This is a genomic window from Flavobacterium suaedae (assembly GCF_014642915.1).
Lineage (GTDB): Bacteria > Bacteroidota > Bacteroidia > Flavobacteriales > Flavobacteriaceae > Flavobacterium > Flavobacterium suaedae.
On record NZ_BMJE01000001.1, the window covers coordinates 571,463 to 593,927 of the forward strand.

A 22,465-nucleotide genomic window follows, 5' to 3' on the forward strand; every position below is an offset into this window, starting at 1 on the left:
CAACACAGTATGTTGCTTTTATTAAACTCCAAATTATGTGTTTATTTCTTTAAAAACCTATGCTTCATCTTTAGTTCTTTTTATAAGCCTTATCCCGGCTATAAAAAATATTAACCCTATTATTCCGTATATAGAAGTTGTTTTTATACTATATGTACCTGTAGAGGTATTAGCGAATATATAAGCTGCATAAATAAGCCCTGCAACACCTAATATTGTAAGCAATGCTCCAAAAATTCTTTTCATGTTCATAATAATCTGCTTTTGTTGTTTTTTACAAATTTCAAACTAATGCCAGCGAAAGCCTGAACTTTTGTCAAAACTTTAACTTTAAACCGTTTACATTTATTTTTTATTCGTTAACAGATTGTAAACATTTTATGTAACACTTATTATTATTGAGTTACAGTAAAAAAAGTAAGTTTTAACTTATAAAAAATGATTTAAAGAAAAGTTATTCATTCACAAAGTTCTAGTGATGAAAGGATTAAATTCTGAAATTGCAGAATGTTTTAAGGCTGTTAAAGCCCATAAAAAAAAACTCAAAAAGAATATTATTATGAGATTCCTATACCTATCCTTATTAGCATTAGTTGGCTTAGTTGCCGGTTATTTATTTTTAAATGATTTCAGCTTTGATAATAAAAGCTTTAGTAACTATTTAATAAGCACATTGTTTATTATACTGCTAACATCACTTGCTGTTATAGGTATGGTACTATTATTGAACAAAAGAAAAGACAAAGGAAAAAATATAATGACGATACGTCAATATTATCAATATAAAAATAGAAGTTAAGTTAAAAGTGCCCTAATAAAAAAAGCCCCCTATGTATTGTACATAAGGGGTTTTTTCATTCCAATTATCTATTATTAACTCTCACCTTCTATAATATCTGTTTGGTTTCTAAAAACCAGTTCACCATCAAAACTATCCAGTAGTATAATACTATCAGTAGTTATAGTTCCCGAAAGTATTTGTTTAGAAAGTTCGTTCATTACTTCTTTTTGAATTACACGTTTTACAGGACGCGCACCAAAATCAGGATCATAACCTTTCTTAGCTAAATAATCAATCGCTTCAGGAGTAGCATCAAGCGTTATATTCTGCTGTGCTAACAGTTTAGTAACACCTTTCAGTTGTAATCCTACAATCTCTTTAATGTTTTCAGCACTAAGCGGCGTAAACATTACTATATCGTCAATACGGTTTATAAATTCAGGGCGTACAGTTTGTTTTAATAAGCCCAATACCTCTGTTTTAGCAGATTCTATAGCACCTTCCATATCGCCTTTTAGCGTTTCAAACTTCTCCTGTATAATACTACTACCCATGTTTGATGTCATTATGATAATAGTATTTTTGAAGTCAGCCAAACGACCTTTGTTATCTGTTAAGCGACCTTCATCAAGCACCTGTAACAGAATATTAAAAGTATCAGGGTGCGCTTTCTCTATCTCATCAAGCAGTATTACAGAATACGGTTTTCTTCTTACCGCTTCGGTAAGCTGTCCGCCTTCATCATACCCTACATATCCCGGAGGTGCACCTACCAGCCTACTCACACTATGGCGTTCTTGGTATTCACTCATATCAATACGAGTCATAGAACTTTCGTCATCAAACAGGTACGATGCTAAGGCTTTGGCAAGCTCTGTTTTACCTACACCGGTTGTACCTAAAAACAGGAACGAACCTATTGGCTTTTTTTGGTCTTGTAATCCCGCTCTGCTTCGTCTTACAGCATCACTAACTGCTTGTATTGCTTCTTCCTGCCCTACTACGCGCTTGTGTAGCTCCTGTTCTAAATGCAGTAGTTTTTCACGCTCGCTTTGCAGCATTTTGGTAACCGGTATTCCTGTCCACTTCGCAATAACCTCAGCAATATCCTCATTGGTTACTTCCTCTTTAATAAGGCTGTTTCCTTTTTGGGTTTCCTGTAATTGCTCTTGGTATTTATCTAACTGCTCCTGAGCTTCTTTTATTTTACCGTAACGTATTTCGGCTACTTTACCGTAATCACCATCACGCTCTGCTCTTTCCGCTTCTTGCTTATAATCTTCAATATTAGCTTTTGTAGCTTGTATATTATCAATTACATCTTTTTCACTTTTCCAGCGTGCGTAAATTTCGTTACGCTCTTCTTTTAAGTTAGCAAGCTCAAGCCCTAATGTTTTTAATTTAGCTTCGTCATTTTCGCGTTTAATCGCCTCAATTTCAATTTCAAGCTGCATTATTTTACGGTCTATAACATCAAGCTCTTCGGGTTTTGAGTTAATTTCCATACGCAGTTTACTCGCAGCCTCATCCATAAGGTCAATAGCTTTATCCGGTAAAAAACGATTGGTTATATAACGTTGCGATAGTTCAACCGCTGCTATAATAGCATCATCCTTAATACGTACCTGGTGATGTGCTTCATATTTTTCTTTAATACCACGAAGTATAGAAATGGCACTTTCGGTATCCGGTTCATCAACCATTACTTTTTGGAAACGTCTTTCTAACGCTTTATCTTTTTCAAAGTATTTTTGATATTCATCCAGCGTTGTAGCACCTATAGCACGCAGCTCTCCACGAGCTAATGCGGGTTTTAATATGTTAGCAGCATCCATTGCACCGTCTCCCCCGCCTGCTCCTACAAGAGTGTGTATCTCATCAATAAAGAGTACTATATTACCATCAGCAGAGGTTACTTCTTTCACTACCGATTTTAAACGCTCTTCAAACTCACCTTTATATTTAGCACCTGCAATAAGTGCCCCCATATCCAGCGAGTAAATTACTTTATCTTTTAAGTTTTCAGGTACGTCTCCCTGAATGATACGGTGGGCTAAACCTTCGGCAATGGCTGTTTTACCTACACCCGGTTCCCCTACCAGCATCGGGTTGTTTTTAGTTCTTCGTGAAAGTATTTGTAATACTCTGCGGATTTCCTCATCACGCCCTATTACGGGATCCAGTTTACCATCATTGGCTAACTGATTCAGATTTTTGGCGTATTTATTTAAGGAGTTATAATTTTCTTCAGCACTGGCTGAAGTTACACGCTCACCTTTTCTTAACTCTTCTATCGCCGCTTTTAATCCTTTTTCGGTAACGCCCTGGTCTTTTAAAATTTGGGCTACCTTACTTTTAGTATTAAAAATGGCTAACAGTAAATGTTCTATAGAAACGAATTCATCGTTCATTTTTCTCGCAATATTCGATGCTTCGTTTAACGCAGTTCCCGAACTTCGCGAAAGCGACATATCGCCTCCCTGAACTTTTGGGAAACTTTGCAGGGTACTGTCCAGTATTTGCTGGAACATTCCTACATTTACATTCAGTTTTTTAAGCAGAAAAGGAGTTACATTTTCGTCGACTTCCAGTATAGCTTTAACAATGTGTTCATTTTCTATTTGCTGGTGTCCGTAGCCTTGGGCAATTTGTTGAGCCCTTTGTATGGCTTCTTGTGATTTTATGGTAAAATTGGCAAAATTCATATTCTAATTTTTTAAATTCGATATGTATATTTCAATTTATATTCCAATAAGTAAAATCTGATATTTTGACTTTAAAAAACTGGTTAAAAGGAATTTAAACAGACAAAATGTCTTAAACTAAGTAAAACATGAGTATTTTCGATAATATATTCGGTAAGAATGACAGTAAAGGTACTTCATCCCAATCAGTAATGTGGAATGAATTAACACAATTACAACAACTTGATACTATAGCAGAAGAGTCTGAAAGTACCCCTGTACTTATATTTAAACACAGTACAAGATGCAGCGTGAGCCGTATGGCTTTACGAGGTTTTGAAAATGAATATTCTTTACCGGAAGAAGATTTGAAACTCTACTTTTTAGATCTTATAGCTTATAGAAATGTTAGCAATGAAATTGCCTCCCGATTTGACGTTGTACACCAGTCACCACAAGTTATACTTATTAAAAACGGAAAAGCAGTATATAATGAATCGCATAGCGATATAGATGTTACTGCAATTGAAGACATTTTATAAATAAAAAAGCACTCTTAAAAGAGTGCTTTTTTATTGAATATATGTTATAATTATTACTTAAAGCCTATAATAGCCTCTTCTATAGCTAATACTTCTTCTACATATTTTTTATACTCATCATAATCAGCTACTTTAATAGTATTCCAAGGTGTTGTAACATCTCGGGTAACTTTTAAAGAATTGGGGCTTACCAATTCATATTTTATTTTGTAATTATGCCCCTTAAATTTAAGTTCTTTACCTTCCGGTATTTCAATAAACTTTTTACCTTCTTCAATATTTACTATTACCGTTGTATGGTATTCGTTAGTATTCTCATATCTTGTATAGTCAATATCATACTTACGCTTTTCGTTGGTAATAATATCGCGTGTATACACTTTATCCAAATACGGTACATCTGTAATTTTAAGGCTACCTACAGATTGTAATTTTTCGGTTATAGAAAACTTACTTTCAAACTTCATAGACTCAGAGTATTTATCTGAATTTTCTATAAGCTTTACTGATTCTAACGAAACTGCTTTATCTAATTTACCGTTAATGTCTTCCTCAAACTTTTTATTTCTCATATCTGCGGTAGTAGCATCAGAGAACAACTCGTTATAATATGATTTTGACAGTCCTTGTACATTAACTGTATTAGTATAATGCTTTGTATCATCTTTTACATCTACAACTGTAGTAGTAGAAAGTATATTTTGCATAGCATTTGTAAACGGTATGTTTATAATGTTTGCTTTTTCATTTTGGTTACGATCTAAAGACACTACCAGTGCTTTAGCATTATATAATGATAATGGCAGTGCTTTAAATGGTAAATACTTATTAGTAAGTTCTAAAAAGTGTTCTTTACCATTAAGCATAACTTTTACAATACAGTGATTAAAATCTATTTCCGGTAGTATAGGGAAAACTGTTCCGTTATCAGATGTAAGCACTAATACCAGTTTGGCATCAAGACCTGCTTTTTCTGCCATAGCAACAAAAAGCGTTGATACATCTTTACAGTCCCCCAGCTTTGTACTAATAGTTTTAGACGGTTTTTGCGGCACATAACCACTCTGCCTGAAATCAAGAGAACTATATGTGATATTATCTTCTATATACTTATAAATTTTATAGGCTTTCTCTTCGTCTGATAATCCTTTAGCTTCATTAGGGAATATTTCATTAAAGGTTTTAAGTGCAACATTATCCATGTCTACATTCTTCTTAACCAAGTCTGCATACCAGTTAGCAATTTCTCCCCATGTTTTTATACTGCTTATTTGTATTTGGTTTGCCACATTATAATAACTTGGTGAATAACTATCAAAAATTGGCATTGCAGGAGTGTTATTTAATTCCCAGCGAATGTAATTTCTGCCATTAACTTTACTTTTCTTAGGAGTTACGTTTCCGTTTACTACTTCATAAGAGAAAGTCACGTCCTCAGGGGATATTATACCGAAAATAGTTTGCACACACGGGTATGAACCATTAAAGAATGATGTAGTATTAAAGTCCTTATAAAAACGCCCGTAACCACTACTGGTAGACTCATATTCAATATATACAACATCATTAACTGCCAGATTAGTAAATACTACTGTACCGTAACCTCTGTCTCCCGGAACAATAGTACCGTCCGGCTTTACAATTTCTGCTTTAATAATATTAAGCCCGCTTGCACTTATACGATACTCTTTTAACTCCTCAATACCACTCTCGGCAGTCACTTCATACACATATATTGTTTTTGCTTTTCTGCTTCCTTCCGGTAATATATTAACAATAAATTCATCAAGAAGAAGTGTTACCCCATAATCGTTTTTCAGTTTAGAGTTTCTTCTGTTTTTTATTAGCTCATATATATCTTTTGTAGATACCTCTTCCAGCTCATCAGGCGTTTTGGTTATATCATACAGCGTTCTTCTTAGGCTGGAATCAGCAGAATTATATACCAATGACTGTCTGAAATACTTTTCAGCCTCTTTAGTATTTTTAAGATAATTGTAGCCGTTACCTTTTCGCTCCATCATTCCGTAAGAATATGGAAAGTTATTTAACGCTGTGGTAGTATATTTTATACCTTCTTCATAATTACTTTCTTTATAAGCAATATTAATCAAGTCTTCATATATATAATTATTGTATGGGTAGTACTCTGCTCGCTGAAGAAGTATTTTTTTAACGTCATCCTTTCTTCCTACAGAGTTATAATAGCTAATTAACTGGTTTTGAGCCGAAATGTTTTCTACTCTGTTTGCCAGCTCTTCATATATTGAGATTGTCTTTTCTTTATCATTCTTTAGTGAAGTATATAATTGTGAGAATGATATTACCAAGTTTTCATTATGATATGACTTTTCAACTATAGTTTCTGCTTTAGTCATCATTTCCTCAACATCCTGATTTCTGGAAACAATAAGAAAATCATATAAAGTACTATATAAATCAGACTTCAAGTTCTTTGCTTTATCCCTATATTCTTCAATATCCGAAATGTTAGCACTTCGCATCCAGCTATCATCCTGAATCTTTTTTATAATGCTGTAGTAGTAATACTCATCCTTAACTAAAACACTTTTTTCAAGTTCTTCTTTCTTTTGCTCATCTCCCATTAATTCGAAGTAAGGTATAAGCTCCACTTTAAGTAAAGAACTTTCAGGATATTTTTCATAAAGGCTCTCTATAACCTCATAAGCCTTTTCTTTTTTGTTATTGCTCATGTAGGCACTGTACAATAAATAAGTATGGAATATATCTCCAGGCTTTTCTTTAAGTTTTTGGATAAGGAACTCCTCATAATCAGGATTAATTTCCTCTGCTTTTAACTGCTCTGCTGTAGATTTGGTATAAGGCTTATAGGTATCGTAAAACTTTAAACCGTTAACAGCTTTCCCGTTTTTATCTTTAATCGCAGCATAAAAATAGTCGCTACTTCCGCTTATTGCCGATTTTATAACTAACCTGCTTATACCTTTTGGTAAATTAAATTTTAAAGAAAAAGCATTTAAGTTAGTGGTTAGCGCTTTATCATTTCTATAAACTTCTACATCGTTTATAAGAATTTTGATAGGGTCACTTGTTCCGAAATTTAATACTACTTCACGGTCAGCATCTGACTCTATAAAAGTTTGTGCATATATAGTTCCGCTACCATACTCTCCTTCATTACTGTAAAAATGATACCCTTCGCGCTGTACTATAGCAGGGTTATACCAGTTTACAATACCATTACTGTTAGCGTTAAATGTCTTGTCGTTTTTAGCGTAAAATTCCGCTTCATATTCAGTATCTAAACCACTGCCGTTCATGTTTTCAAAAACACCACAAAACTGCCATTTTTCTATAGCACCCAGTTTTTCAATACCGGTTTTATAACTGTTTAAATCATACCTTCTTTTATCATAAACAGCTTTGGTATAAATAACCATAGGGTTACTTTTAAACTTATCTACACTGGCAACATAGTCCATTTTTTTGTAGGCTAAATCATCATACCCCTCTGATTCAGGTGCTCCAATCCCGTATTTTCTATACCAAATAGAATAAAGGTATTTTTCACTTTCATCAAGTGCTGCAAAATCTTTAAGAAAGGTTTCATCATAATATATCCTTCCTAATTCTTCATCTATAATAGCATCCAAAACAAGTAGTTCTATGTTGCTGTTTTTCTTCTTTTTAAACTTTTTATCAAAAGTTTCACGTGCACCTTCCCTATCATTTTTCAGCAAAAGATCCCAAACCTTTTGAGTATCCTGAGCATGCATTGCTGCTGTAAAAAGCAGTAATAGTGCTAATAAAATTTTTCTCATTATGCTATGGTCTTAGTATTTTATATTAGTTAATTAGTTTTTATCTTCTAATAATGGCACAAACCTGAAATCGCCAAACTCATGTTTTTCAAAACGCGTCTCAGTTTTTCTTATAAGTAATGTCATTATTTGTTTTTCTTCTCCCACCGGTATTACCAACCTTCCCCCTACTTTTAACTGCGCCATTAGCGGTTTTGGTATAAATGGTGCACCTGCCGTAACAATAATACTGTCAAAAGGGGCATAGTTGGGTAAGCCTTTATAACCATCCCCAAAGGAAAGGTGTTTAGGACGTATTCCTAATTTTCGTAATAAATGCGATGTAGTTTTAAAAAGCTCATGTTGCCTTTCTACACTATATACCTTTGCCCCCATTTTAAAAAGAACAGTAGTTTGGTAGCCCGAACCAGTACCTATTTCCAGTATTTTATGGTCTTTTTCTACCTCTAGCAACTGCGACTGAAAAGCCACCGTATAAGGTTGCGATATAGTTTGCCCTGCCCCTATAGGAAAGGCTTTATCCTGATAGGCGTAATCTTCAAAACTGGAATCTAAAAACAAGTGTCTGGGTATATTGCGTATGGCTTCAAGAACATTTTTGTCTTTAATACCTTTTTGCTCCAAAACATTTACCAACTGGTTACGAAGTCCTTGGTGTTTTGCTGTATCTTTCAATTTTAGGATTTAATTTTGCAGTAAAAATAGAAAACTAATTTTAAAATATAGCTTTTAAAACCAGTCTTGGTCAGGTTTATTGATATCACAAGCAGCTCAGGCAATTTTAGCCGTTTTTTTGCTTTTTCGCCCCAAATAATCTTATTTTTGTTAAAAATATATTTCACATGTTAAAAATCGGAGTATTGGGTGCGGGGCATCTTGGTAAAATACATCTTCGTCTGCTTAATGAGTCGGAAAAATATGAACTTGTAGGTTTTTATGATCCTGATAAAAAAAATGCTGACAAAGTAGCCAAGGAGTTTGGTTATAAAAAGTTTGACTCTATTGCTGCCCTTATTGATGTTGTTGATGTTGTTGATATTGTAACACCTACCCTTTCTCACCACGATTGCGCCAAACAAAGTATAAAAAAAGGAAAGCACGTTTTCCTTGAAAAGCCTATAGCCAATACCGTAGCAGAAGCAGAAGAAATTATTGCTTTGGCTAAAGAATACAATGTAAAAGGACAAGTAGGGCACGTAGAGCGTTTTAACCCTGCATTTATGGCTACTAAAGATGCTATAAACAACCCAATGTTTATAGAAACGCACCGTTTAGCGGAGTTTAACCCGCGCGGTACAGATGTTCCTGTAGTTTTAGACTTAATGATTCACGATATTGATGTTATACTAAGTGTGGTAAAGAGCAAAGTGAAAAACATTAATGCCAGCGGAGTATCAGTAATCAGTGAAACGCCTGATATTGCCAATGCACGCCTTGAATTTGAAAATGGATGTGTGGCAAACCTTACATCCAGTCGTATATCGCTAAAAAATATGCGCAAATCACGCTTTTTCCAGAAAGATGCCTATATCTCTGTAGATTTTCTTGATAAAGGCTGTGAAGTAGTAAAAATGAAAGATGCACCCGAAACTCCGGGCGATTTTGATATGGTACTGCAAAATGCAGAAGGGGTACGAAAACAAATTTATTTTGAAAACCCTGAAGTACAACTGAACAACGCTATACTGGATGAGCTTGAAACTTTTGCCGATGCCATTACTAACAATACAACGCCAATTGTAACACTTGAAGATGGTACTGAAGCACTAAGGATAGCCTACCAGATTATAGACTGTTTTAATTAATACTAACTATTCTTAAAATAACGTTTACAAGATGAAAACAAAGCAACTAATCACTGCTTAAAAAAATCATCAATGAAAAATTTTATAGTAACACTACTCTTTATTTTATCTACAGTAAACGGTATTGCCCAAAATTTCATTAAGGGAGTTATTAAAGACATCGCCACTAATGAAACTATTGAAAGAGCCAGTATTTATACAGCCGATTTTAAGCTCCATACTATCTCTAATAAGGACGGAGTTTTTAAACTTTATTACCGGGAAGGGAATAAAAGTTTTACTGTAAAATACTTAGGTTATAAGGATTTAAAGATAACAGTAAACAATCTGCCTGCCGATGGTATTTATTATCTTGAACCTAAAAATCTTGAACTGGAGGAAATTGTATTAAACAACATTCCTATAAATGAATTAATAGAAAGTTTGGTTGAAAGTTCTGTAAAAAGGCTGGAAGCCCCTGTAATACTAAATACTTATTACAGAGAGTTTATAAGAATCAACGATACTTTTACTAAGTTTTCGGATGCGCTGATTGATTATAATTTTTATAAGAATAAAAGGGAAACCAAAGTAAAAACAGATTTATCTGTAAAACAAAGCAGGTTTGCAGAACTTAATAAAGTTGAAGAAGGTTTTATAAGAGGTGTTGGTCCTGATGTACGAAAAGCTATAGAAATTCCTGCTAATTTCAGCGTAATTAAAGAAGTGTTTCCTAATAAAAAAGAGTATACTAAGTATAATTTCAAGATAGCATCATACGGTACTGATAACGGAGAACCATTACAGGCTATAACTTTTGCACCGAAAGAAGACTTAAATGAACTTTTTTACGAAGGTGTTATTATTTACAGTCCCAACAATAGCCTTATAAGGAGTATTGAAGCAAAAATGACCGAAAAATCTAAAGAAAACATTCGGTACTCTAATATCCTTATCGCCAAGTTAGGTATAGAAGATTTGGTTATAAAGAGTGGTTTTAACTACATAAATAACCAATATTTGCCTGCTTACTATTATATTTATGGTGTTTTACATATTTGGAACCGTAACTACGATAAATCCTACAAGTATACCAGTGATATAATAGTTACAAATGTATCGGAAGATGTTTCCTCTTTTAGTGACGAAAAGAAGTACAAAAAGCGGTCTTTATATGAAAACGGAAACAACTATACTAGTAAATTTTGGCAGGGCAATAATAGTTTAGTACTTACCCCAAATGAGGAAGCGATTATAAAACAATTAGAGCATAAAAAATAAACAGACTCAAACAAACAATAAAACAAATATGAAAAACGTAGCAGTAATAGGTGCAGGAACAATGGGTAACGGTATTGCCCACACTTTTGCACAAAGCGGTTTTAAAGTAAACCTTATTGATATTTCGGAACAATCGTTAGAAAGAGGTATAGCAACCATTGCTAAAAACCTTGACCGTATGGTAGCTAAAGAAAAAATAACTGAAGCTGATAAGCAAAATACATTAGGCAACATTACTACTTATACTGATACAAAAGAGGGTGTAGCAAATGTTGAATTAGTAGTAGAAGCTGCTACCGAAAATACAGACCTTAAACTTAAAATATTTAAAGACCTTGATGCTTTTTGTAATGACAGTACTATTCTTGCTACCAATACATCATCAATATCTATTACACAAATAGCGGCTGTTACAGCCTCAGGAAGACAAGATAAAGTAATTGGTATGCACTTTATGAACCCTGTGCCGATTATGAAGCTGGTAGAAATCATCAGAGGGTATAATACTTCTGACGAGGTAACTAAAACTATAATGGACTTATCTGAACAACTGGGTAAAGTTCCTGTAGAAGTAAACGATTATCCCGGTTTCGTGGCAAACCGCATATTAATGCCAATGATTAACGAAGCTATAGAAACACTTTACAATGGCGTAGCGGGTGTATATGAAATTGATACCGTAATGAAGTTAGGTATGGCACACCCTATGGGACCATTACAACTAGCTGACTTTATCGGTCTTGATGTATGTCTTTCTATTTTAGAGGTAATGTATAATGGCTTCAAAAACCCTAAATATGCACCATGCCCGTTATTAGTAAACATGGTAAGAGCCGGTAAACTAGGTGTTAAATCAGGAGAAGGTTTCTACGACTACTCCGAAAGCAAAAAAGCAGAAAAAGTAGCTGCAATGTTCAGCAACTAATAAACATATTCAACTTTCCTGTTTTAAAGTTATTGAAACAGGAAAGTTATCTTTAAAATATACTCCTTTGGCAAAAATAGTTCCTTTTAAAGCCGTGCGCCCTGCACGCGATAAAGTTAGTCTTGTAATATCCCGTTCTTACGATGAATACAGTGCAGCCGAACTGGCATCGCAACTGGATTATAACCCTTTCTCTTTTTTACATGTGCTAAACCCTGCCTATGTAAACGTACAGAAAATAGCTACTGCTACCCGATTAAAAGCAGTAAACCTAAAGTATGAAGAGTTTAAGGAATCGCAAGTACTAAAAAAGGAAGAAGAGCCAATATTCATGCTTTATGAAATTAAAAGCAAAGGCAATACGTATACCGGTATTATAGCAGGTACATCTTTAGAGGATTACAGAAATAATGTGATAAAAAAGCACGAAGATACTTTATCCTACCGGGTAGAGTATTTTAAAGAATATCTGGACTATACCGGCTTTAATACAGAGCCCGTACTTATTACCTACCCTGAAGATAAAGAATTACAGGACTGGATAACAGCAAAAAAGCAAAACCGCCCGTTATACCATTTTTCATCTGTAAACCGTAATATGCATACGCTTTGGCGCATAAAATATGATGATGAAATTGAATGGATTAAAAAGAAGTTTGAAGGCATGGACAGCATTTATATTGCAGATGGGCACCACAGATCAGCATCGGCAAATATGTTGTTAGAACAAAATCAAGATTCTGATAACGAGAATCTGAACTATTTTATGAGCTTTCTTATTGCGGAAAGCGATTTAAAAATAAACGAATACAACCGTATTGTTCATGACCTAAATGGCTTAAGTAGCGAACAGTTTCTGGAAGCACTTTCAAATGACTTTATAATCGAAAACAAAAAGCAGGAACTTTGGAAGCCAAATGAAAAGTTTAGCTTTGGTATGTATTTTAACGGAGAGTTTTATGCTTTGCAGCTAAAAGAAAAAGAATTCAATTCGGTTTACGAGGCACTGGATGCGCGTATTTTATACGAAAAAGTACTACATCCGTTACTGGGTATTACTGATTTACGTAATGATGAACGTATTGAGTATATTCCGGGAAATCAACCTATTACTAATATTAAAAAAATGGTTGATGAAAGTGAGTTTGAAGTAGGTTTTATGCTTTACCCTCCTACTATTGATGAAATAAAAAACCTGGCAGATAATAACCTTATTATGCCGCCAAAAAGTACCTATATAGAACCGAAGTTCAGGAGTGGTCTTGTGGTTTATGAATTGTAAATGAAAAAACTAAGCTTCCTCATACTATTCCTTTTTATTTGTTCCTTTTGTAATGCACAAGAAGGATACAATTTTACTGTAAAAGAAATTGACAGTATTATCAAAATAAATGATGTTATAACAAAAGGAGGATTAGCTAAAATTGTTGACGGAAGAGAAGTTTCGGGAGTATCCTATAGTTCATACTACATATTTGAATCTAAAGAAAAAAATGAAAGAATTATAAAAGGTACATACCATCAAAACTTTCTCTTTGAAAAATATTCAGAGGAATCAAATATGGAATTGTATTTTAACAAAGGGGAATTATTTTTTGCGAAATTAGAGATTAAGAAGTATAACAAAAGGTTCAAAGAAATTGAAAGCAACTACTATAAGTATAGTGTTGGACAAGAAAGTACTAGTAGTGATATTTTACCCGATAATATTAAAGAATGGATAGAGGATAATAGTCAAGAAATACTTGAAAAATATAATTCTGCTAAATATGAAAATTGAACAAAGCTTAAACAACATAAAACAATCATTACCTGAAAATGTTACACTTGTAGCCGTTAGTAAAACCAAACCTGTAGCAGACCTTATGGAAGCATACGAGGCTGGGCAGCGCATTTTTGGCGAAAATAAGGTACAGGAAATGACTGATAAATGGGAGCAAATGCCGAAGGATATACAATGGCACATGATAGGGCATGTACAAACCAATAAGGTTAAATATATGGCTCCGTTTGTTTCACTTATTCACGGGGTAGATAGCCTTAAACTATTAAAGGAAGTCAACAAACAGGCTAAAAAGAATGACCGTGTTATCGATTGCCTGTTACAAATGCATATTGCTGATGAAGAAACTAAATTCGGTATGGATGAGCAGGAACTTTCAGATTTACTAAATTCAGAAGTGTTCACACAAATGGAAAACGTAAAAGTTAAAGGCTTAATGGGGATGGCTACTTTTACAGAAGATACCGCACAAATAAAACAGGAATTTACTGCTCTTAAAAATATTTTTGACAAGCTTAAGGAAAAACCTACTACCAAAAACTTTGAACCGGACACTTTATCTATGGGTATGAGTGGCGATTATGAAATTGCTGTAACCTGCGGCAGCAACATGGTACGCATAGGCAGCAGCATTTTCGGCGCACGTCAATACAATAAATAAAGGCTTCAGGAATACTATAAGGTATGAAAGTTAGTGCTTTATTCGTATATTTGAAGTTTATCTGAATTTTTCAGACGCGCAACTTTTACTAATCTTAGCACAAAATAAAGCATTCCCTTTTGCAGTAAAGGGTAATTTTATGTACGCAATACTCGATATAGAAACTACCGGAGGACAATATAATGAAGAAGGGATAACGGAAATCGCTATATACCAATATGACGGACATGAAATAACCGATCAGTTCATTAGCCTTATTAACCCTGAAAAACCCATACAACCATTTGTTGTAAAACTTACGGGAATCAATAATGAAATGCTTCGCAACGCTCCTAAATTTTATGACGTTGCCAAGAGAATTATTGAAATCACCGAAGGCTGTATTATTGTAGCCCATAATGCCGGTTTTGACTATAGGGTACTACAGGCTGAATTTGACAGACTGGGCTATAACTACCAAAGGCAATCCCTTTGTACGGTTGAGCTATCACAAAAACTTTTACCGGAACAAAAATCACACAGCTTAGGGAAGTTGGTGCGCTCATTGGGCATACCTATCAGCGACAGGCACCGTGCCAGTGGTGATGCTATGGCAACGGTTAAACTGTTTAAACTTTTACTGGCTAAAGATGTAGAAAAGGAAATAATAAAAAATCTTGTACGTTCGGGAGAGAAAAAAGAAGTATCCGCTAAAATATTTAACCTGTTGGAAGATATACCTCCTGTAACAGGTATGTACTACATTTATAAAGAAAACGGCAATTTAGTATATATAGGTAAAAGCAATAATATAAAGCGCAGACTACACCAGCACTTTACAGGTACTTCGCGTAAAGCAAAGCGACTGCAAAAAGATGCTTTTACCATAAACTATGAGGAAACAGGTAATGAGCTTATAGCACAATTAAAAGAAAATCAGGAAGTAGCGGCTAACAAACCTATACATAACCGATTAATACAAAAAGTAGCTCCACCCTACTCTTTATATTCCAAAAAAAATAAAGAGGGCTATATTGTGCTTACAGTTGCCAAAACAGATTACAGAAAGAAAGAAGTTACATCATTTAGAAATACCAACGAGGCACGTAATGCTATTAATAAGTTTATAGAAGAATACAACCTGTCATCTGAACTTATAGCAACTACCCGAGATATTGAACTGGATAATATTATTAATGGCACTGATATTACTAATATAACCGCCGAAGAATATAACACCAGAGTAGACAGGTTTATTAAGCAATACAGCTTTTATCATCAAAATATGATTATTATTGATAAAGGACGCTCTATTGAAGAACGAAGTGCTGTATTAATAGAAAAAGGTGTATATAAAGGCTACGCTTTTTATGATCTTAACCATCAGATAAATAAGCCTGAAATATTAAAAAACATTCTTATCCCTATGCCACATAACAGGGATATTAAAAATATCATTCAGAGCTACCTGCGTAAAAAAAGAAACTTAAAAATTATTCGGTTTTAAAGCCTAATAAATCTTTTTGCATTCCTTAACTTAAGGTACATATCTTATACGCCCTTTTTTCTCCAAGATATAATATTTATTTTTACAAGAAATATAAAACACAAACTATAATGTCAAGAGGTTTCAGGGAAAAACTGCATGAAGTAATTTACGAAGCTGATACGCCTGAAGGGAAACTTTTTGATGTTGTACTCCTCATAATTATACTTATAAGTGTTATTGCCGTTATGCTGGAAAGCGTGGCAGGAATAAAAGCAGTATATGGTTATGAGCTGGATATTATAGAATGGGTAATAACTGCTTTTTTTACTATTGAGTACATAGCCCGTATTATATCGGTTAAAAAACCTGCTGCTTATATTTTCAGTTTTTACGGTGTTATAGACTTACTGGCGCTTTTGCCCAAATATATTGGTATACTATTCCCGGGGCTGGGTTTTTTACTATCTATAAGAGCATTACGATTATTACGTGTATTCAGGATTTTAAAGCTCGTACATTTTATAGGGGCTTCAAACCAGCTTGTTACCGCTATTAAAAAAAGTCGTGCTAAAATAGCGGTATTTATGTTTAGTGTAGTAATACTATGTGTTATAATGGGAACGTTTATGTATATGATAGAAGGTCCCGAAGCAGGGTTTGATAATATACCTATAAGTATTTACTGGACTATTGTTACCCTTACTACCGTAGGCTTTGGAGATATTACTCCAATTACACCATTTGGGCAGTTTATATCATCGCTTATTATGATTATGGGTTATGGTATTATAGCTGTACCGACAGGTTTGGTAACTGCCCAGTTTATGGAAGAAAATAAAGTACATAAAAACACACAGGTTTGCCCTGTTTGCAATGCTGATGCCCATAAAGACGGAGCTAAATATTGCTATAACTGCGGGGCTAAACTTTAACTAACAAAATGAATACTACACACAGAAAAAAATATTTAATAACCGTTATTGGTCCTACTGCTATTGGTAAAACAGCAATGGCTATACATATTGCTAATTATTTTAATACAAGTATAATATCTGCTGATAGCAGACAGTTTTTTAAAGAAATGGCTATAGGTACTGCTGTACCCGGTAAAGAGGAACTGGAAGCAGCAAAACATCATTTTATACAAAACATCAGCATATTTGACGATTACAGTGTTGGTGATTTTGAAAGAGAGGCTATTGACTTATTAGATAACTTATACACAGAGCAGGATTTTGTTGTTATGGCAGGAGGTTCAGGACTGTATGTTGATGCTGTTTTAAAGGGCTTTGATGAATTTCCTGACATTGAACTTTCTATACGTGAGGATTTAATAGCTGAATACGAAAGTAAAGGCATTACTTATCTACAAAATAAATTACAAGAGTTGGACCCTACACATTATGAACGTGTAGCTAAAGATAACCCTCAGCGAATGATGCGCGCATTAGAAGTATGTATTGGTACAGGTAAGCCATACTCATCATTCCTCAACCAAAAAAAGAATGAAAGAAATTTCACTCCTATAGTTATAGGCTTAGAGGCTGACCGCGAAATAATGTATAATCGCATTAATATGCGTGTAGATATAATGGTGAATAACGGGCTAATTGAAGAAGCAGAAGCCTTATATAAACATAAAGACTTAAATGCACTGCAAACCGTTGGCTACAGGGAACTGTTCAGTTATTTTGATGGGGAGCTTACAAAAGAAGAAGCTATCGAAGAAATAAAGAAGAACACACGCCGTTTTGCTAAAAGACAAATGACATGGTTTAGGCGTAATGAAGCTGCCAAATGGTTTGATTACCAAACGCCTCCTTCAACTATTATTAACTACATAAAAGATACTATATAATGCCTATAGCAGACAATTTTACTTCTGTATATACTCAGGATTTTGAAATTACTTTTTTACACTGCCATCCTAACGGTTATTTAAAGCAAACCGAGCTTTGTAACTTATTACAGCTTACTGCAGGTGCACATGCCGAAGCAGGTGGAATGAGCTTTACCGATATGCAAACCAAAGACCAAGCATGGGTATTAAGCCGTATGAGAGTTGAAATTGATGAATTACCTAAATGGCGTGACACGATAACAATAAAAACCTGGATTATAGATTTACAAGGCTCACGCTCTGTAAGGGCTTTAGAAGTGTGGCTTAATGGTAAAAAAATTATAGGTGCTATGACGTATTGGGCAGTTATAAATACAAAACTAAGAAGAGCTGAAAGCTTAGCCTTACCGCATGAACATTTTGAAAAATATCCTGAAAAGCACCCAACTACTGAGCCTTTCAAAAAAATAGAATTAGACAAACCGGCAGAAAAAACAGGCACAAGAACAGTTGTACTATCTGACCTTGATATAGTTTTTCATGCTAACAACGTGAAGTATTTAGAATGGTGTCTTGATTTTGTTGATTTTAAACCATTATTAAAACAACAACTAAAAAGTTTTGATATGAACTTTTTGAGGGAACTTAAACTTGGAGATGAAGTAAGTTTCCTGAGAGGGAAAAAGGAAAACCAAGAGTACTTTACTATTACAAAAGGAGAAAAGCCCTGTTTTGCTCTTGAACTAAACTGGAAATAGATAAAAAATAAAAAACTCTTTCATTAAGTCGGTGGATGATTATGAAAGAGTTTTCTATATGTGTGTATAAGTAATGGTATCTACTACTTGTCGTCGCCTTCCGAAACTTTATTTTTAACTACTAAACGGAAACCTTCGCCGTGTATGTTAAGTATTTCTACATCCTCATCAGGTTTCAGGTATTTTCTTAGCTTAGCTATGTAAACATCCATACTTCTTGATGTAAAGTAGTTATCATCTCTCCATATTTTAGTAAGTGCTAATTCTCTTGGCATAAGGTCATTTTCATGAAGCGCAAGCATTTTAAGCAGCTCATTTTCTTTTGGAGAAAGTTTTATCGGTTCTTCATTCTCAAAAGTTAAGAAACGTAACTTTGAGTTTAGGTGGAACTTACCTATCTGGAACTCAAACTTAGAGTTATCCGTTTTAGTCTCTGATGCTTTTCTTTGGATAATGGCTTTAATTTTCATCAATAAAACTTCAGAATCAAACGGCTTGTTTAGGTAATCATCCGCTCCTACTTTATACCCTTTAAGCACATCTTCTTTCATAGATTTTGCCGTAAGGAAAATAATAGGTACTTCTTTGTTTTTATCTCTGATTTCTCTGGCCAGAGTATAACCATCTTTATATGGCATCATGACATCAAGGATACAAAGGTCGAAATTATCTTTTTTAAATTTTTCGAAACCCTCCATACCGTTCTTTGCCAAGGTAACTTCAAAATCGTTAATTGACAGATAGTCTTTTAGTACTGCTCCGAAGTTTGGATCATCTTCTACTAAAAGAATCTTTTTGTTTACTTCTTCCATATTTTTAATTTATTAGAGGCATTTTTATTATAAAGGTACTACCCTTCCCTTTTTCACTTTCTACGTATATATCACAATTGTGGTCGTCAATCACCCGTTTTACATAAGCAAGACCAAGACCGTGTCCCTTTACATTGTGTATGTCTCCGGTATGCTCACGGTAAAATTTCTGAAATATTTTCTTCTGTACAGATTTAGACATTCCCAAGCCTTTATCTGTAATTTTAATTAATATGAAATCCTTTACATTTTCCGTATATATGTCTATAACGGGTTCTCCTTCAGAATATTTTATTGCATTGTCTAAAATATTAACTAAAACATTTGTAAAATGAACATCGTTTAACAAAACAGTGGTTCTCTTTGCGTTAAAATGTCTTGTTAACCTACCATCTCTGGCTTCAACAATTAAATGGACATGCTCTATAGCTTCTTCAATAATCTCCTGAACATCAGCCTGATCTTTAGTTATATCAAGCTCTTTTTTATCAAATTTAGATATCTGTAAAACATTTTCTACCTGAGAATGCATTCGCTTATTCTCATCTCTTATCATCCGCAAATAATTCTGAACCCTGTCAGGGTCATTTAGTATTTTCGGATTTTTTATAGCATCAAGCGCAAGGTTTATAGTAGCTATCGGCGTTTTAAACTCATGCGTCATGTTATTTATAAAATCAGTTTTAATTTCAGATATCTGTTTTTGTTTTATTAACTGATTTATGGCACTAAGGTACGCAATAATAATTATAAGTGTAAAAATGAGTGATAATGATGTTATACCAACTATAGAAGAAAATATAAATGTTTTCTTTTTCGGGAAACTTATTACCAGCCTGTACTGTGTTTTACCATCTATATCATCATATAAAGGGTATTGATATGAAGTACCTTCCTTCCACTCCAGTTTTCCTGAATGTAATTCTGTAGGCTCTCCGTTTTTATATACTCCAAACTCAAATGGGGTATCAACACCACTTTGCGCCAACTCCACCTTTATTTTTCGTTTTAAATCATTGATAGAAACACGCTCGGTAATTGGTGTAGACTCTCTGTAATCATTTACATAAAGTTTAAATTGATAGCGTTGCCAAACCTGCATATCACCATCTTCCTCCTCTAACTTTGTTTGGGCAATAGTATCTTTTTTATGTATGGCAGTTAAGTCATCTACGTCGTGATCAACGGAATTGCCATTGCTGATATCTACTGTATCAAAACTTACTGTTTCTTTATTTTTTGAAGATTGCGGCTTTTGTTTGGTCTTACTATTTGCTTTAATATCTATTAAATTGCAATAGGCAGCCTGCATTTCTTCTCTGCTTGGTGAGTGACCAATACTGTCTTCGTAAGCTTTATATAGCTCTAAAAATTTATATTCGTCTTTTTGCTGTAACTTAACTGCAACTTTACCCAGCACCTGCTGTATATGGCGCTTAAACTGGTCTTCACTATTTTCTATAGAAGAATTTACCCAGTACAATTGTACAAGGATAATACCTATTAAGGATAGGCTCATAAAAAATACCAGTAAGCGAAACCGAGTCTTATTCATCGGCACAAATTTAACATTTTAACACACATTAATTTAAGGCGTTAACCAAAGATTAACAAGAGTATCAATTTTTTAAAGTGTGTGAATTGTCTTATAAATTTTATTCACCTGATTTTTAGCTACTTCCAAGTCAATATTTTCAATAATAAAATCGCTTAATTTTTTCTTTTTTTCTTCGCTCCATTGGTTTTTCATCCTCTCAAGCACCTCTTTTTCGCTTACACCATCCCTTTTCATTACCCTTTTTATTCTTGTCTCTTTAGGAGCTGTAACCAGTATAACTTTATCACAATCTTTAAAGCTGCCACTCTCAAATAGTATTGCTGCTTCTTTTATTACAAATTTTTCATCTTTGTGCTGGTCTGTCCAGTCAGTAAAATGCTGCCTTACCCTTGGGTGTATAATAGCATTAAGTTGCTCCAGTTTTTCAGGTTTTTTAAAAACTACCGAAGCTAATTTTTTTCTGTCAGGAATATTATCTGTAAGTACTTCTTCTCCAAAAACCTCTGAAATTTGCTGCACTACTTCAGGAAAGTATAATATTTTCTTTGCTTCCGTATCTGCTATATAAACAGGCACTCCTAAATCAGCAAAATAATTAGCAATAGTAGTTTTACCACTGCCTATACCTCCTGTAAGCCCTATAATTTTGGTTTTCATTTTTTAAAGAATAATTCAGGGAAAGCTACTTCCGGTTTTTTTGAAAGTAAGTGCACATTTATAAACGATTTTAAGTACCCTACTCCATACCCATAAAACTGTATAAAAACAGCTATAAGGGAGTAACCTCCTATTTTTAAACTTTTGTTTTGTATGGTCGATGCAATAAATAGTAAAACAAAATACAGAAAATACAGATATAAAAGGACAGCTATATTACCAAAAAGTAATAAGAGTACTGAAAATGCTAACCCCAGTATAAATAGTGTAGGAAACAAAAAAGTAACTTTTTTATATTGCGGATGCCATAAATCCAGTATTGGTCTTGCTTTACCAAACTTATTAACCTGTTTATAAAACTTCTCCCAATCTATTCTCCGTTTGTGGTATACTTTACAATCAGGAAAAAGTTTTGTTGCATAGCCCAAACGCCATAAACGTATAGAAAGGTCCGGGTCTTCCCCTGGGTGTATATTTCCGAAACCTCCTGAAGCCTCAAAAGCTTTTTTAGAAATCCCCATATTAAAACTTCTGGGTTGAAACTTTTCTATTTTTTCCGATTTCCCTCTTATACCTCCTGTAGTTAAAAAAGAAGTCATTGTAAAGTTTATAGCCTTTTGTATATCGCTAAAACTATCTAAAGCAGCATCAGGTCCTCCAAAACAATCTACATAGTTTTTTGACAGGCTTTTAGCTACATTAGTAAGATAATTTTCAGGAATAATACAATCAGAGTCCAGTATTATAAAATATTCTCCTTTGGCTTTTTTCATGCCATAATTTCGGGAATCTCCGGGACCTGAATTCTCTTTATAATAGTAGGATATAAACAGCTTACCTTCAAACTTATCAACTACATCAGTACATGCTATTGAGGAGCCATCTTCTATAATAACCACTTCATAACGATCTGTATAAGTTTGTTTGGTTAAGCTCTCCAGTAATTCCTCTATTTCATCAGGTCTGTTATATACGGGTATTATTAGCGAAAAAAGCATTTATACAAATTTTAAGCAAAGTTACTGTTTAATTAAAAACAAAAGCCACCCAAGGCAGCCTTTACATAAAAGTTTATATAAAAAAGAACCGATGGCATACGCCACCGGTTCCAAACAATTAAAATTTAAT

At 34.0% G+C, this 22,465-nt stretch carries 20 protein-coding genes; 12 read left to right on the top strand and 8 right to left on the bottom strand.

The features are described 5' to 3' along the window. Positions 1 to 57: 57 nt before the first annotated feature. Positions 58 to 246, bottom strand: a complete 189-nt coding sequence (locus tag IEW45_RS02685) for a hypothetical protein (protein ID WP_229665880.1) — start codon at positions 244 to 246, stop codon at positions 58 to 60. 232 nt (positions 247 to 478) lie between these two features. On the opposite strand from IEW45_RS02685, the gene IEW45_RS02690 reads away from it, so the two are divergent. Next, the gene (locus tag IEW45_RS02690; protein ID WP_188619678.1) at positions 479 to 799 is read left to right on the top strand and encodes a hypothetical protein; all 321 of its coding nucleotides are present in this window, start codon (positions 479 to 481) and stop codon (positions 797 to 799) included. Between the two features lie 74 nt (positions 800 to 873). Here IEW45_RS02690 and clpB read toward each other — a convergent pair whose 3' ends face one another. Beyond that, positions 874 to 3,486 (bottom strand): ATP-dependent chaperone ClpB, encoded by a 2,613-nt coding sequence (gene clpB, locus IEW45_RS02695; protein WP_188619679.1) that lies wholly within the window; start codon positions 3,484 to 3,486, stop codon positions 874 to 876. Between the two features lie 128 nt (positions 3,487 to 3,614). On the opposite strand from clpB, the gene ytxJ reads away from it, so the two are divergent. After that, positions 3,615 to 4,007, top strand: a complete 393-nt coding sequence (gene ytxJ / locus IEW45_RS02700) for a bacillithiol system redox-active protein YtxJ (protein WP_188619680.1) — start codon at positions 3,615 to 3,617, stop codon at positions 4,005 to 4,007. A gap of 53 nt (positions 4,008 to 4,060) precedes the next feature. Here the strand turns inward: ytxJ and IEW45_RS02705 are convergent, their stop codons facing one another. Both IEW45_RS02705 and IEW45_RS02710 read right to left on the bottom strand, forming a co-directional pair. Beyond that, the gene (locus IEW45_RS02705; RefSeq protein ID WP_188619681.1) at positions 4,061 to 7,810 is read right to left on the bottom strand and encodes a transglutaminase domain-containing protein; all 3,750 of its coding nucleotides are present in this window, start codon (positions 7,808 to 7,810) and stop codon (positions 4,061 to 4,063) included. A 33-nt stretch (positions 7,811 to 7,843) separates the two neighbouring features. Further along, complete coding sequence (locus tag IEW45_RS02710; protein ID WP_188619682.1) at positions 7,844 to 8,485, bottom strand: protein-L-isoaspartate(D-aspartate) O-methyltransferase; 642 nt, start codon at positions 8,483 to 8,485, stop codon at positions 7,844 to 7,846. Between the two features lie 167 nt (positions 8,486 to 8,652). On the opposite strand from IEW45_RS02710, the gene IEW45_RS02715 reads away from it, so the two are divergent. The 10 genes from IEW45_RS02715 to IEW45_RS02760 all read left to right on the top strand — a co-directional run bounded on the left by IEW45_RS02715 (position 8,653) and on the right by IEW45_RS02760 (position 18,310). Next, a complete protein-coding gene (locus IEW45_RS02715) occupies positions 8,653 to 9,615 on the top strand; it encodes a Gfo/Idh/MocA family protein (RefSeq protein ID WP_188619683.1) in 963 nt (320 codons plus the stop codon). Between the two features lie 72 nt (positions 9,616 to 9,687). Beyond that, positions 9,688 to 10,875 carry a carboxypeptidase-like regulatory domain-containing protein gene (locus IEW45_RS02720; RefSeq protein ID WP_188619684.1) on the top strand — a complete coding sequence of 396 codons (1,188 nt, stop codon included), beginning with the start codon at positions 9,688 to 9,690 and terminating at the stop codon, positions 10,873 to 10,875. Positions 10,876 to 10,903: 28 nt separating this feature from the next. Beyond that, on the top strand, positions 10,904 to 11,800 hold the full coding sequence (locus tag IEW45_RS02725; protein WP_188619685.1) for a 3-hydroxyacyl-CoA dehydrogenase family protein: 897 nt from the start codon (positions 10,904 to 10,906) through the stop codon (positions 11,798 to 11,800). A 67-nt stretch (positions 11,801 to 11,867) separates the two neighbouring features. Continuing rightward, on the top strand, positions 11,868 to 13,082 hold the full coding sequence (locus IEW45_RS02730; RefSeq protein WP_188619686.1) for a DUF1015 domain-containing protein: 1,215 nt from the start codon (positions 11,868 to 11,870) through the stop codon (positions 13,080 to 13,082). Then, complete coding sequence (locus IEW45_RS02735) at positions 13,083 to 13,580, top strand: hypothetical protein (RefSeq protein WP_188619687.1); 498 nt, start codon at positions 13,083 to 13,085, stop codon at positions 13,578 to 13,580. Continuing rightward, positions 13,570 to 14,244 carry a YggS family pyridoxal phosphate-dependent enzyme gene (locus tag IEW45_RS02740; protein ID WP_188619688.1) on the top strand — a complete coding sequence of 225 codons (675 nt, stop codon included), beginning with the start codon at positions 13,570 to 13,572 and terminating at the stop codon, positions 14,242 to 14,244. The genes IEW45_RS02735 and IEW45_RS02740 overlap by 11 nt, the downstream gene beginning before the upstream one ends. Before the next feature lie 139 nt (positions 14,245 to 14,383). Further along, positions 14,384 to 15,730, top strand: a complete 1,347-nt coding sequence (locus IEW45_RS02745; RefSeq protein ID WP_188619689.1) for an exonuclease domain-containing protein — start codon at positions 14,384 to 14,386, stop codon at positions 15,728 to 15,730. 110 nt (positions 15,731 to 15,840) lie between these two features. Then, positions 15,841 to 16,644: an ion transporter gene (locus IEW45_RS02750; protein ID WP_188619690.1), complete on the top strand. Its 804-nt coding sequence runs from the start codon at positions 15,841 to 15,843 to the stop codon at positions 16,642 to 16,644. An 8-nt stretch (positions 16,645 to 16,652) separates the two neighbouring features. Next, on the top strand, positions 16,653 to 17,570 hold the full coding sequence (gene miaA, locus IEW45_RS02755; protein WP_188619691.1) for a tRNA (adenosine(37)-N6)-dimethylallyltransferase MiaA: 918 nt from the start codon (positions 16,653 to 16,655) through the stop codon (positions 17,568 to 17,570). Then, positions 17,570 to 18,310, top strand: a complete 741-nt coding sequence (locus IEW45_RS02760; RefSeq protein WP_188619692.1) for an acyl-[acyl-carrier-protein] thioesterase — start codon at positions 17,570 to 17,572, stop codon at positions 18,308 to 18,310. The genes miaA and IEW45_RS02760 overlap by 1 nt, the downstream gene beginning before the upstream one ends. An 83-nt stretch (positions 18,311 to 18,393) precedes the next feature. Here IEW45_RS02760 and IEW45_RS02765 read toward each other — a convergent pair whose 3' ends face one another. The 4 genes from IEW45_RS02765 to IEW45_RS02780 form a co-directional block, all read right to left on the bottom strand. After that, a complete protein-coding gene (locus IEW45_RS02765) occupies positions 18,394 to 19,122 on the bottom strand; it encodes a response regulator transcription factor (protein WP_188619693.1) in 729 nt (242 codons plus the stop codon). Between the two features lie 4 nt (positions 19,123 to 19,126). After that, positions 19,127 to 20,677, bottom strand: a complete 1,551-nt coding sequence (locus tag IEW45_RS02770) for a sensor histidine kinase (RefSeq protein ID WP_188619694.1) — start codon at positions 20,675 to 20,677, stop codon at positions 19,127 to 19,129. 72 nt (positions 20,678 to 20,749) lie between these two features. Continuing rightward, positions 20,750 to 21,337, bottom strand: a complete 588-nt coding sequence (gene coaE, locus IEW45_RS02775) for a dephospho-CoA kinase (RefSeq protein ID WP_188619695.1) — start codon at positions 21,335 to 21,337, stop codon at positions 20,750 to 20,752. Then, the gene (locus tag IEW45_RS02780) at positions 21,334 to 22,335 is read right to left on the bottom strand and encodes a glycosyltransferase family 2 protein (protein ID WP_188619696.1); all 1,002 of its coding nucleotides are present in this window, start codon (positions 22,333 to 22,335) and stop codon (positions 21,334 to 21,336) included. Before IEW45_RS02780 ends, coaE begins: the two co-directional genes overlap by 4 nt. Positions 22,336 to 22,465 lie beyond the last annotated feature (130 nt).